The organism is Kitasatospora sp. NBC_01287, from assembly GCF_026340565.1.
Classification (GTDB): Bacteria; Actinomycetota; Actinomycetes; order Streptomycetales; family Streptomycetaceae; genus Kitasatospora.
Window position 1 is genome coordinate 8,504,551 of record NZ_JAPEPB010000001.1, and the last position, 10,516, is coordinate 8,515,066.

At 68.9% G+C, this 10,516-nt stretch carries 28 protein-coding genes; 26 read left to right on the plus strand and 2 right to left on the minus strand.

The window, feature by feature from the left end; genetic code table 11:
- Genes OG455_RS36565 through OG455_RS36575 form a run of 3 tightly spaced genes read left to right on the plus strand, consistent with a single transcriptional unit; the run spans nt 1 to nt 1,609 of the window.
- A complete protein-coding gene (locus OG455_RS36565; RefSeq protein ID WP_266300582.1) occupies nt 1-381 on the plus strand; it encodes a hypothetical protein in 381 nt (126 codons plus the stop codon).
- The gene (locus OG455_RS36570; protein WP_266300583.1) at nt 378-1,196 is read left to right on the plus strand and encodes a hypothetical protein; all 819 of its coding nucleotides are present in this window, start codon (nt 378-380) and stop codon (nt 1,194-1,196) included. Before OG455_RS36565 ends, OG455_RS36570 begins: the two co-directional genes overlap by 4 nt.
- The gene (locus OG455_RS36575; protein WP_266300584.1) at nt 1,193-1,609 is read left to right on the plus strand and encodes a hypothetical protein; all 417 of its coding nucleotides are present in this window, start codon (nt 1,193-1,195) and stop codon (nt 1,607-1,609) included. Before OG455_RS36570 ends, OG455_RS36575 begins: the two co-directional genes overlap by 4 nt.
- Nucleotides 1,610-1,821: 212 nt before the next feature.
- Here the strand turns inward: OG455_RS36575 and OG455_RS36580 are convergent, their stop codons facing one another.
- Nucleotides 1,822-2,052: a hypothetical protein gene (locus OG455_RS36580; protein WP_266300585.1), complete on the minus strand. Its 231-nt coding sequence runs from the start codon at nt 2,050-2,052 to the stop codon at nt 1,822-1,824.
- A 53-nt stretch (nt 2,053-2,105) separates the two neighbouring features.
- Nucleotides 2,106-2,420, minus strand: coding sequence for a sigma-70 family RNA polymerase sigma factor (locus OG455_RS36585; RefSeq protein WP_266300586.1), 315 nt, complete (start codon nt 2,418-2,420; stop codon nt 2,106-2,108).
- 322 nt (nt 2,421-2,742) lie between these two features.
- Between OG455_RS36585 and OG455_RS36590 the strand changes: the two genes are divergently transcribed.
- The 23 genes from OG455_RS36590 to OG455_RS36700 all read left to right on the plus strand — a co-directional run bounded on the left by OG455_RS36590 (nt 2,743) and on the right by OG455_RS36700 (nt 10,341).
- The gene (locus OG455_RS36590; protein WP_266300587.1) at nt 2,743-3,039 is read left to right on the plus strand and encodes a hypothetical protein; all 297 of its coding nucleotides are present in this window, start codon (nt 2,743-2,745) and stop codon (nt 3,037-3,039) included.
- Nucleotides 3,040-3,093: 54 nt separating this feature from the next.
- Nucleotides 3,094-3,540 (plus strand): hypothetical protein, encoded by a 447-nt coding sequence (locus tag OG455_RS36595; RefSeq protein WP_266300588.1) that lies wholly within the window; start codon nt 3,094-3,096, stop codon nt 3,538-3,540.
- A gap of 13 nt (nt 3,541-3,553) precedes the next feature.
- Nucleotides 3,554-3,946, plus strand: coding sequence for a hypothetical protein (locus OG455_RS36600; protein WP_266300589.1), 393 nt, complete (start codon nt 3,554-3,556; stop codon nt 3,944-3,946).
- A gap of 57 nt (nt 3,947-4,003) precedes the next feature.
- On the plus strand, nt 4,004-4,621 hold the full coding sequence (locus OG455_RS36605; protein WP_266300590.1) for a vWA domain-containing protein: 618 nt from the start codon (nt 4,004-4,006) through the stop codon (nt 4,619-4,621).
- A gap of 52 nt (nt 4,622-4,673) precedes the next feature.
- On the plus strand, nt 4,674-4,925 hold the full coding sequence (locus OG455_RS36610; protein WP_266300591.1) for a hypothetical protein: 252 nt from the start codon (nt 4,674-4,676) through the stop codon (nt 4,923-4,925).
- Between the two features lie 171 nt (nt 4,926-5,096).
- Nucleotides 5,097-5,369 (plus strand): hypothetical protein, encoded by a 273-nt coding sequence (locus OG455_RS36615; protein ID WP_266300592.1) that lies wholly within the window; start codon nt 5,097-5,099, stop codon nt 5,367-5,369.
- Nucleotides 5,370-5,380: 11 nt separating this feature from the next.
- Nucleotides 5,381-5,755, plus strand: coding sequence for a hypothetical protein (locus OG455_RS36620; protein WP_266300593.1), 375 nt, complete (start codon nt 5,381-5,383; stop codon nt 5,753-5,755).
- Nucleotides 5,752-5,991, plus strand: coding sequence for a hypothetical protein (locus tag OG455_RS36625; protein ID WP_266300594.1), 240 nt, complete (start codon nt 5,752-5,754; stop codon nt 5,989-5,991). Before OG455_RS36620 ends, OG455_RS36625 begins: the two co-directional genes overlap by 4 nt.
- A 10-nt stretch (nt 5,992-6,001) precedes the next feature.
- Entirely contained in the window at nt 6,002-6,253 is a 252-nt protein-coding gene (locus tag OG455_RS36630; RefSeq protein WP_266300595.1) for a hypothetical protein, read from the plus strand.
- The gene (locus OG455_RS36635; RefSeq protein ID WP_266300596.1) at nt 6,250-6,498 is read left to right on the plus strand and encodes a hypothetical protein; all 249 of its coding nucleotides are present in this window, start codon (nt 6,250-6,252) and stop codon (nt 6,496-6,498) included. Before OG455_RS36630 ends, OG455_RS36635 begins: the two co-directional genes overlap by 4 nt.
- A 10-nt stretch (nt 6,499-6,508) precedes the next feature.
- A complete protein-coding gene (locus OG455_RS36640) occupies nt 6,509-6,685 on the plus strand; it encodes a hypothetical protein (protein WP_266300597.1) in 177 nt (58 codons plus the stop codon).
- On the plus strand, nt 6,685-6,906 hold the full coding sequence (locus OG455_RS36645; protein ID WP_266300598.1) for a hypothetical protein: 222 nt from the start codon (nt 6,685-6,687) through the stop codon (nt 6,904-6,906). The genes OG455_RS36640 and OG455_RS36645 overlap by 1 nt, the downstream gene beginning before the upstream one ends.
- Nucleotides 6,906-7,175, plus strand: coding sequence for a hypothetical protein (locus OG455_RS36650; protein ID WP_266300599.1), 270 nt, complete (start codon nt 6,906-6,908; stop codon nt 7,173-7,175). The genes OG455_RS36645 and OG455_RS36650 overlap by 1 nt, the downstream gene beginning before the upstream one ends.
- Nucleotides 7,172-7,357 (plus strand): hypothetical protein, encoded by a 186-nt coding sequence (locus OG455_RS36655; RefSeq protein ID WP_266300600.1) that lies wholly within the window; start codon nt 7,172-7,174, stop codon nt 7,355-7,357. Before OG455_RS36650 ends, OG455_RS36655 begins: the two co-directional genes overlap by 4 nt.
- Nucleotides 7,354-7,656 (plus strand): hypothetical protein, encoded by a 303-nt coding sequence (locus OG455_RS36660; RefSeq protein ID WP_266300601.1) that lies wholly within the window; start codon nt 7,354-7,356, stop codon nt 7,654-7,656. The genes OG455_RS36655 and OG455_RS36660 overlap by 4 nt, the downstream gene beginning before the upstream one ends.
- Nucleotides 7,653-7,775 (plus strand): hypothetical protein, encoded by a 123-nt coding sequence (locus OG455_RS36665; RefSeq protein WP_266300602.1) that lies wholly within the window; start codon nt 7,653-7,655, stop codon nt 7,773-7,775. The genes OG455_RS36660 and OG455_RS36665 overlap by 4 nt, the downstream gene beginning before the upstream one ends.
- Before the next feature lie 13 nt (nt 7,776-7,788).
- Nucleotides 7,789-8,016 (plus strand): hypothetical protein, encoded by a 228-nt coding sequence (locus OG455_RS36670; RefSeq protein ID WP_266300603.1) that lies wholly within the window; start codon nt 7,789-7,791, stop codon nt 8,014-8,016.
- Nucleotides 8,013-8,270 carry a hypothetical protein gene (locus OG455_RS36675; RefSeq protein WP_266300604.1) on the plus strand — a complete coding sequence of 86 codons (258 nt, stop codon included), beginning with the start codon at nt 8,013-8,015 and terminating at the stop codon, nt 8,268-8,270. The genes OG455_RS36670 and OG455_RS36675 overlap by 4 nt, the downstream gene beginning before the upstream one ends.
- A complete protein-coding gene (locus tag OG455_RS36680; RefSeq protein WP_266300605.1) occupies nt 8,267-8,545 on the plus strand; it encodes a hypothetical protein in 279 nt (92 codons plus the stop codon). The genes OG455_RS36675 and OG455_RS36680 overlap by 4 nt, the downstream gene beginning before the upstream one ends.
- Nucleotides 8,546-8,656: 111 nt before the next feature.
- The gene (locus tag OG455_RS36685) at nt 8,657-9,178 is read left to right on the plus strand and encodes an HD domain-containing protein (RefSeq protein ID WP_266300606.1); all 522 of its coding nucleotides are present in this window, start codon (nt 8,657-8,659) and stop codon (nt 9,176-9,178) included.
- 139 nt (nt 9,179-9,317) lie between these two features.
- Nucleotides 9,318-9,860, plus strand: coding sequence for a hypothetical protein (locus tag OG455_RS36690; protein WP_266300607.1), 543 nt, complete (start codon nt 9,318-9,320; stop codon nt 9,858-9,860).
- Nucleotides 9,857-10,096, plus strand: coding sequence for a hypothetical protein (locus tag OG455_RS36695; protein WP_266300608.1), 240 nt, complete (start codon nt 9,857-9,859; stop codon nt 10,094-10,096). The genes OG455_RS36690 and OG455_RS36695 overlap by 4 nt, the downstream gene beginning before the upstream one ends.
- A complete protein-coding gene (locus OG455_RS36700; protein WP_266300609.1) occupies nt 10,093-10,341 on the plus strand; it encodes a hypothetical protein in 249 nt (82 codons plus the stop codon). Before OG455_RS36695 ends, OG455_RS36700 begins: the two co-directional genes overlap by 4 nt.
- The last annotated feature ends 175 nt before the right edge of the window (nt 10,342-10,516 follow it).

Sequence of the window (10,516 nt, forward strand, 5' to 3'; positions counted from 1 at the left end):
ATGGGTGCCGCACTGCACCTCGCCCACGTCCGTGAGACGCCCGACCCGAAGCGGAAGCGCAAGGGTGGTGGTGGGGATGACGGTGACGGGCCGTTCCTGATCGTCCCCCGCGACGCGTGCGAGGCCTGCGCCAAGCACTGGCACCACAAGTGCTGGGGCGCCAACATCCTCGACGATAACCCGCCGAACTGCCCGTGCCCCTGCGGCGACCCGCACGACACGACCGGCCAACGCATGAGCGGCGCAGCATGGTCCGACCTCGCCCAGCACGACCCCGCCGAAGTCGGCTATGCAGCACGGCTGCTGCGCCTTCGCGAGGCCGGCGCCATGTTCACCTGCGGATGGAACCGCGACGAATCCGGACTGAGGAGCCAGCAGTGATCATCCGTATCGAAGCCGACGCCTGGCGCCCCGACCAGCGTGCCGACCACCGCAGTGGCAGCAGGCTCACCCCCGGCCAGATCGTCATCTGGGACCGCAAGCCCTACCGCGTCGTCGAGACCCGCGAACGTGACCCGTTCGACTGGGACGACACCGTCCGCGACACCTGGGTTGACCACGGCTGCCCCGAACCTGCCACCTGGCCGTACCGGCCGCTCGTCCTGGTTCTGCGCGACGTTGACCAGCCCGAGGCGAAGCCCCTGCACCTGTCCGGCTCCGCGTCGATCATGTGGCGGACCCTGCCCGAGCACTACTCGGTCTGCCGTCTGTGCGGTGAACTCCCGCCCTGCCAGCACGTGCACAACGAGAAGATCGCCGAACGCGCCGAGGAACACTTCGAGAAGCAGATGGCCATCATGCCCGGGTCCTGCCACGGCTGCCGCGAACCCATCACCAGCCGGCAGAAGTTCCACCGGTTCGACGGCCCGAACCTGATTCGGCCCGACCTCGGTGACGGCTCCGCCATGTTCCACCTGCGCGGGTCGTGCCGCCACGAACTGCAGGCGTACGACAAGCGGTGGGCGGCAGCCGTACCCGGCCGGCGTCGTGGCTTCTACTGCGAAGGCCACCTCAGCCACCACTTCGACGACAGCAAGACCTGCACCGACGTGGACTGTCCGAGCGTCGACGTGGAGCACCGCTACCAGGAGTGGCACTGGCCGCGCGGGCAAGGCAAGTGGACCGGCTGCTGGTGCGTGTCCGGCGACCTGACGGCCCAGTTGGAGCGGGACTTCGGCACGGGGGAGCAGCGATGATCGAGGCCCCGGCTGATGTCCTGCGCCGAGCAATCGCCGTTCTCCGGGCCGTGGATGACGTCTGCCAGCAGCGTGGCTGCGGCTGCCCCGAGGAGCTTCACGTCGCTGACGCCGACGGCGCGCCCTGGTGCAAGGACTGCTACGACCAGCACTCCTATGCGCCAGCAGTGGCTGAGGACGTGCCGAAGCGCCTTCGTGGGCCACTGACGGAACTCCTCGACTGGGCTACGCGCTCCTTCGACGCCAACCGGCAGGCCGCCGAACACGTATGGGCCGGGACCGACGACGCGGGACAGAAGGAGCGCGACGAGTTCATCGCGAAAGGGCCGTCCGGCGGCCCTGAGGCCGTGGTCGTTGCGCGGGCCATCCTCGACCTCGCTGCGGTGGATGGCGAGTTGCTCGCCTCGTCCTGATCGTCTCGGGGTGTGTCCGGCCGCGGCGAACCCCACCAGCCGCCCGGTGCGAAGTTGGAACGCCGTAGCGGCCCGTTCTCGCCTCGCAGGCTCCCGGGCTTCCTCCGGCCCGGGTTCGGCCGCCTGAGGGCCCGCCACGGGCCGGGGCGGGGCTGCTGGGCCGGACAGCAGGAAGCCCCCTCGACGTGAGGGGGCCTTGGGAACGCCACGGGCTACTCGGCAACCACGGTCCCGCCGACCGCCCTGCCGTCACGCACCAGCAGAGTCAACGGCCGCACCGGATAGTCCTCCTCGACGGCGCCCGAGCCAGCACCGACAGTCTCAGCCGAATGCGCCCACGGCCAGCCCTTCTCGACATCCTCCGGGTAGGCGCGTACCCACAGGTGGCCGTCGGCGGCGAGGACGAGGTCGCCAGGCTGCCAGGGGAGGGTGGGCTGAGTCATTGCTGCTCCTTCGGTCGGATGGGGTAAGCCTGGCATGGCGGACCGACAACGGGTCAGGGGCCGTCGGGCTCGGCGGGGCCGGGGGCCTTGGTGCGGCGGCCTGATCCGCCGGGGTTGGTGCTTCGGGAGGCGCCGCGGGCGATCCCTGAGGCGCGTTCGGGCTTCACGCCGAGGTGGGGCGCGATGTCGGTGTAGGACATGCCGGCCTCGTGGAGCGCCAAGACGTCCTGCTGGCGGAGCTGCCTCAGCCACTTCTGCAGGTCGGGCACGGCGTTCAGCGCGTCGGTGAGCAGCTTGGCGCGTTCGAGGGTGCCGGGGTCTTTGGTCAGGTCGGCGAGTGCTTCGAAGGGTGGCGGCGGCGTGTCCATGTGGAGAGTGTAGCGGGTACCCGCTTGACATTAATAGCGGGTACCCGCTAATCTTTGAGTGTCGGAACACCGCCCAGCGGCAGACCGGCAACAACTCCACAGAGAGCGATCAGTGAGCAGGGAGCTGCCCGCGCTACCACCGTGAGCCGAGAGGCAAAGCGACGCGCAGGGAAGCCGTGACCGCCGCACAGCGGGGGACAGCGGATAACTGGCAGCCAACGCTTACGCACAACGTGACCGAGTAGGCCGGGCTGAGACCTGGACGGACGACCTGGACCTGATCGCCCTCTGCGGACCGCGCACCGCCAACGAGGAGGCCGGCATGAGCAACTGGGGCAGCATCACCAGGGAACGGACCAGCACCGTCGGCTTCTACAACGTTTCTCGCTGGGTGCCCGCCCGTGACCTCAAGTCCAGCGACCGGTTCATCACCGGCGGACCCACCCCCGACCTGCACGCCTGTCCCGGCTCGGCGTCGTACGGCGTGCACCGCTTCGGCCACTGGGTCGGGCAGGGCGACGGCACTGCGGCGCTCATCGACGCCCGAGGCCACCACTGCGGGATCTACGGGCCGGACGAGTTGATCCCGCTCACCGACGACTGCCCCAACGCGCGCTGACCATCCCGCCCGGCTGCCCCGGCGGCTGGGCCCCTCTCACCGTAAGGAGTCTCGATGTCCGACCTCGGCACCACTCCGCTCCGGCAATCCCTGCACGACGCCATCAACCGCTACGAAGCGCAGATCGCCGGCATCTCCGACTGCTTCGACTCCTTCACCGCCGATGCGATCCGCCACGAAGCCGAGGTCATCGCCGATAGCTCGAACAGCCAGTTGGCCGCTGCGGCGTACATGGCCATCCGCGGACACTTCGACATGCTCTCCACCTGGTACGGCGCCATCGATCAGCTCGACAGTGAGATCCGCGGCGACGTCGTCGAGGGCGGCATCGCGGCCGAGGCGCAGCAGCACCTCAAGCAGGAGGCGCGTGCCCTGTTTGGTGCTCAGCAGATCCTCCTGCGGGCCATCGCTGAGTACTACCACGGCGCCGCCGGTCCGCTCCTCGATCCCGCCTACGGGTACGCCTACGAGTTGTCGAACAGCGCCCTCAGCCCGTTCTGACCAGGAGACCCTCATGTCCCTCGCCATCGGACAGCGTGTCCGCACCCTGATCGACCTCGACTCCGCCGACTGGGCGCCCGAGCAGCCCGACATCCCCGCCGACCGGCTGCCCACCAGCTTCGTCGAACTCGCCTACCTGATGGTCGAACTCGACCAGCAGGCCGTACCGGGCCAGCCCGACCCGTCCATCGGCCTGTGGAAGCGCCTGCAGGCCCAGGAGGGCTACGACATCGCGGCGCCACTGTGGCGCGACGCCTGCAACTACTGCGACCACCTCATGAGCAGCGAGGACGATGACCGCGAGCCGTGCGGCGAGGGCATGTGTCACTGCTACTGCCCCAGCCGCGAGCACGCGTGCGGGTGTGACTGTCCGCGCGATGAGGACGGCCAGCTCGTCAACCTCTGACCGTCGCCCAACCTGGTGGCCTCTACCTGGTGGCCACCCCCACCCGAGGAGCACTACATGACCAACCCCGACCGCCGTCACATCGCCATCGTCCTCGACCGCTCCGGCAGCATGCAGACCGTCAAGACCGACACCGAAGGCGGCCTGCGCGCCTTCCTCGCCGCCCAGGCCGACGCCCCCGGCGACACCACCGTGTCCCTGTACCAGTTCGACACCTCATACGACACCGTGTACGAAAACGCCCCGCTCGCCGACGTCCCCCACTTCACCCTCGTCCCGCGCGGCGGTACCGCCCTCCTCGACGCGGTCGGGCGGACCATCACCACCGTCGGCGCGCAACTCGCCGCCCTCCCGGCGGGAGACCGGCCCGGCGAGGTCATCGTCGTCATCCTCACCGACGGCGAAGAAAACTCCTCCCGCGAGTTCAACCTGCACCACGTCAAGCGGCTCATCACCGAGCAGCAGGGCACCTACGGTTGGCAGTTCGTGTTCCTCGGCGCCGACCAGGACGCGTTCGCCGCCGCTGGCGGCATGGGCATCCGGGCGGACACGACGCTCTCCTACTCCGGCGAGCACACCCACCGGTCCATGACGAATGCGGGCCGGATGGTCGCCCGCGGCACGCAGACGGGCCTGTACGGGTTCACGCAGGACGAGCGCGACGAGACCAGCTGACCACCCGCCCGGCCCCATCGGCGGCCGGGCCCGATCACACCAAGGAGTCACCATGCCGGACCAATTCACCCGCGATTTCGCGGTTCGCCAGATCACCACCGACCATGCCCTCCTCGTCCGCGACGCCGAGATCCTCGCCAAGGACACCCGAAACCTCGCCGACGCGCTCGCCCGCAGCAGCGAGGACACTCGCAGCGGTGAGGCCAGCGCGATCGCCCAGGCCGCCCTTCAGCTCGCCGTACGGGCCGCTCGACTGCAGGGCCTCCGAGACGGCGCCGCCTACCTCGCTGACGCCCAGCCCTGAGTCTGACCGCCCCGGGCTGTCGCAGAACCTCGCCGACGCCATGAGGCAGCACGGCGCCGAGCAGTTGCAGTTCTGCGGCGCCCGGTCCGTGTACGGCACCTGCCACGGCCTGGTCCACGCCGGGCCGTGCACGCGCAGCAACGACCACGTCAACGACTGAGGAGCAGCACGATGCCCACCACCACCACCACCATGTCCCCGAACCACCCCGACGACCTGCCGATCTGGGCACGCCTCGCCCTCGCCAAGAACATGGGCAGCATCCGCGACGAGTACGACCGGCCCTACCCCCTCGACGAGTTCCGGCTCATCGCGGACCGCACCGAGGACGGCCACGGCGAGCCACTCAAGGCCCGCTACGGAGACCGGGCCAGCGATCAGCTCCGCAACCGTGAGTACATCGACCCCGACGGCCACGCCTTCTACAACGGCGACTTCTGCTGAGGAGCAGCACGATGACCGACACCGCCCCGCTCACCGACGAGCAGCTCGCCGACATCAGCGCCCGCGAGGCCGCCGCCAGGCCGGGCCCGTGGTACCGAGAGGACGACAAGCAGGACCTCAACCGCTGGGTCACCAATGAGGCCGGCACTGTCGAGATCAACCTCGGTTACCTCGGCAACAACAACCAGGCCGACGCCGAATTCGTCGCCCACGCCCGCGAGGACATGCCCGCTCTCCTTGCCGAGGTCCGCCGACTGCGCGCCGTGGAGGCCGCCGCCCGGGCGTTCGCGGACGAGATGGGCGACTACTGCTCCCCGCACGGCATCGCCGCCGACTACGCCCAGCGGCTCCGCGACAGGCTCCAGCAGGCCGAAGGAGCAGCATGAGCAGCGACTGGGCCGGCACGACCGAGGACATGTTCGACCTCCACCGCTTCACCCACGACAAGACCGCGCTGTGCAACCCGACGATCCGGACGTACAGCAGCCGCACGCCCCACGACCAGTTCCGGGAGCCGTACATGACGCTGCGGTCCCGCGCGCAGATCGAGGCCACCGGCTTCGGCCACAGGTACACCTTCTGCCTGGCCTGCGACGCCAGCGACCAGCCCAACCAGCACTGAGGAGCCACCCGTGAGCCCCGACGACATTCCGGCCAGCGTCACCAAGCTGTGTGCGTCCGCACCATGGATCATCCCGAAGAGCCCCGGCCAGGCCGCATACCTCCTGGCGCACTTCTGGCCCGCGATCGAGCAGCGCATCCGCGAACAGGTCGCCCGCGAGATCGAGCAACTCATCCTCCCCGCCACCAACGACGCCGCACAGATCCGCAACGGCGGCATCGAACACGCCGCCCACACCGCCCGAAACGGAGCCGCCAAGTGACCAGCCAGATCCCCGCCAGCATCCGCGAGACCACTCGGAACGCCGCCGTCGCCAAGCTACAGTCCCTCTACTCCGGCCAGCTGCCGAACTCCGCCGCCATCGAGATCGCCGACGCGGCCTTCGATGCCGCTTGGCCCGCGATCCGCGAGCACTTCGCGCAGCTGCTCCTCGATGCCAACCCCGACCGGGACGCCGACTTCAGTGCGGGCGTCGACTGGGCCGCCGACACCATCCGCAACAGCTGAGGAGCCACCCGTGATCCACTTCAAGCACTGCTACGCCTACGAGGGCAGCTACTGCGGCTGCGGCGCCGAGCAGACCGGCGGCTACACCGGCGACAACCCCGGCCCCGACCTGCTGCTGCCCGCCGCGCCGTTCAGCCTCGCCACCCGCGCCAACGCCAACGGGCCCTGGGTCGAGAAGGAGTCCTGATGGCCCGCAAGTCCAAGCCCTGGGCCGTCATCTGCAGGACCCCCGACGGCCCGTTCCGCACCGAGCACACAAGCGAGAACAAGGCCTACGAGAAGGCCCGTGAAGTCCGCGACGCCGTGAAGGCCGGCAGCAGCCGCGTCACCTGGATCCGCGTCGAGCAGTGGGAACCCGACGCCAGCCGCTGGACGCTGTTCGACCTCATCGACCCCAAGGAGTGGTGATGACCACCGACCCGACCGTTCTCGCCGTTCAAGAAGCCCGACGCACCATCTACGAGGCCCTGAACACCCTGCCAGCGTGGGACGCCGCCCGGGTTCGCGCCCAACTCGCCGAGCTGGAGCGGGCCGTTGAGGCCCACGTCCGTGAGCAGGTCGCCCGCGGGTACGAGGCCGGGATTGTCACATGGGAGGGCATGGGCGATCGCGCCCGCGACAGAAACGACATGCTTCGCATGGCTGCGCGCATCGCCCGCAACGGAGTAGCCCAGTGACGGTCCGCCAGGTCACCGTCCACGTCGTCACCTGCGACGGCTGCGGCCGTGAACTCGGCCAGGGCTACGGCCACCGCGAAACCTACGACACCCAGCACGAAGCCGACACCGCCGCGCGAGACGCCGGCTGGACCCCGCACCCCGACGGAACCCACTACTGCCAGACAGGAGAACACCGGTGACCCTCACCCCGCGACAGATCAACCAGCGCCTCGCCCTCCACGATCAACTCCTCAACATCCTCACCGAGGCGCAGCAAGAACGCCCCGAACGCCAGGAAGTCTTCAACGGCGAACTTGACTGGGTCACATTCGAACGGACCGTCATGCTCAACGCGGTCAACGCCGCGCGGGCCGCCCAGCTTCTGCCGCCTATCCCCATCAGTGCCGTCGAGGCTGTCGAGCAGCAGGCCATCGGCCACTCCGACTACAGCACCAAGTTCGCCCTGTACTGCGTCGAACTCGCCCTGGAGCAGGCGTGATCGACCAGAAGCCCGACGCTTACGACGAGGACGAGGACGACCCGTTCGACCACGATGGCTGCTACCAGCCGCACGTCCGTAGCGGCGACTACTACGACTGCGACGGCCGACCCCTCTGACAAGGAGCAGCACATGCCCGCGAAGCCCGGCCGGATCTACCAGCAGTGCGACCCGCGCGTCATCTACCCGACGCGGATCCGCATCGACACGATCCACGACGACCACGCCGCGATCACCTACCTCGACACCAGAAGGCCAGGCATCATCTACGGCCGGATCCGCACGGACCAGCTCCACGACTCCCCGACCACCAAGACCGGCAAGCCCCGCCGCACCGGATACGCACTGGAGACGAAGTGAAGATCACCGTAACGATCACCGTCGAGGTCGAACGAGCCGACGGCACCTACACCAAGACCACCGAACGCCGTGAAACCACCACCGGCGACAACCCCCGCTTCGAGGTCGACGAGTGCGCCAAGGCGATCGACGCGACCGCCACGGTCATCAACCGCCGGATCGACGACAAGGCCGTTGAGGCCCGATTCAAGGGCGACGCCTGCCCGACGTGTACCGGGACCGGCGGCGACCACCAGATCGGCTGCCAGTCGTGACTGCGCTCGTCGTGGCTGTGGCCGCCGTGGCCGGCTACCTGGCCGGCCGGCTCCGCCCGTGGGGCTGGCTCGGCGACTGGGCGAAGGGACAGATGCGGAGCAGTGGGAGCTGGTACTGCGGCAGTAAGCTCCGCCAGACGGTGTTGCTTCTCGCCCTGGCTGTCACTGCTCCCCGCGAAACCCTGCGCGCCCTGCGCCACCGCAAGGACGACCCCGAGCCGCCCGTCGTCTACAGCCCGAACTGGGTGGCCAGGAGCGACACGCCCGGCGCCTGACGCGGGCCCAACTTCCCTGCTCAGGGCACGGATTGGGCCCGCAAGGCAGATGCGATCAAGTGGCACAAATGAGATAATCGACGCATACCACCCAGCCCGAGAGGCACCCTCATGCCGACCCGAATCACCCTCGCCGACGTCCACGCCCTCGCCACCGAAGCTCACGCCGGACAGTTCGACAAGATCGGTGCCCCGTACATCCGGCACGTCGAAGCTGTCGCCGCCGGCCTCGCACCGTTCGGCGTCGGCATGCAGATGGCCGGGCTCCTCCACGACACCCTCGAAGACACCGACCTGACCGCCGAACAGCTGCTCGCCGCCGGGGTGCCGGGTACAGTCGTCGATCTGGTGCAACGGGTGACGAACAACCCGGACGTCACCTACCAGGCGAAGATCGAGGCGATCGTCACGAACTACGGCGCCACCCTCATCAAGATCGCTGATAACGCGCACAACAGCCACCCCGACCGGACCGCCCAGCTCCCTGCTGAGAAGCGCGAGCGCCTCGCCCGAAAGTACGCAGACGCCCGCAGTGTGCTCTGGGCAGCCGTCCCCGTCGAAGACGTCAAGGCGATCGTCAGCATCGTCAACCCGGCGCTTCTCGGCGAGCTGGGGGCTCAGCTGTGGCGGTGAAGCACCACCCTTGGCTGTACCGGACCGGCCGTCACGGCTGCTGGGCGTCGTGCACATGCGGCGACTGGCAGTCCCGCACCTACACCACCGTCACCGGCGCGCACCTCGCGTACGGCAAGCACCTACTGGAGGCCCGGCGATGACTCGCCCGCTGCTCCTGATCGATGTTGACGGACCGCTCAATCCGTTCGCCGCGAAGGCCACCCGACGCCCCGACGGATACTCCACCTACCGCATGCTGCCCGCCTCCTGGATCGCCCGGCAAGCCAACCCCCGCCGCGCCAAGCCCCTGCGCGTCTGGCTCAACCACGATCACGGCGCCATGCTGCAGGCCCTGCCGTACGACCTCGTGTGGTGCACCACGTGGCAGGCCGAAGCGAACTACTGGATCGGCCCGCACCTCGGCCTCCCCGAGCTGCCGCACGTGCCGTTCGAGCACCTCTGGGCCAGCCGGCCGGACGGCATGTACTTCAAGACGTGGGAGGTCGTCCGCTGGGCGCAGGGCCGGCCGTTCGCGTGGGTCGACGACGAGATCGGCGCTGCGGACCGGGAGTTCGTGACCGATGTCCACGAAGGCCCGGCGCTCCTTCATCACGTCGATCCGCGCCTCGGCATGCTGCCTGCCGACTTCGAGGCGCTCGCCGACTGGGCCAACTCGCTGGAGACGGAGACCGCAGCATGATCACCACCTGCCCCATCGCCGACTGCAACGAAGACGACCTGTACGGCCGGACGGACCTGTACGAGCACCTGCGGGAAGACCACAGCCGTGACGAGTTGCTGAACACGCTCATCGATCTGGCCGATGATCTCGCCTCCGCCCGCGCCAACACCGAGTGCCAGATCTGCGGCAACTACGGGGCCACACCCGGCGACCACCCACTCTGCGACACCTGCGAGAAGGAGGTCCGGGGATGACCGCCAGGAAGTTCGGCTTCACCGTGGAGTACGTTGACGAGCCCTGGGATGAGGACAACAAGCCCGGCTGGCGCGTCTTCCTGCCCCACCAGTGTGACCAGTGGCGCATCGACGACGAGAACGCGTATGAGGACCCCACCGTCCAGACCACGGCCCTCGCCCGCCTGGACGCGTTCATCGCCGAAGCCCAACAAGCCCGCGCAGCGTTGGCCCGCGGCGAGCAGTACCCGACGGAGGAGCAGTGACCGACCGCAGTTTCTGGCGTCGACTCGGCGCGGCCGTACTCCACACCGGCCCCAGCTACCAGCCCGAGCCCCTGCCCCGCCGCGGTGACCAGTTCGAGCAGTGGCTCAAGGCGCACCGGGACCGCCGGCAAGAACGCGACGGCGTCTGGTGGTACCTCGATGAGATGCTCGACGA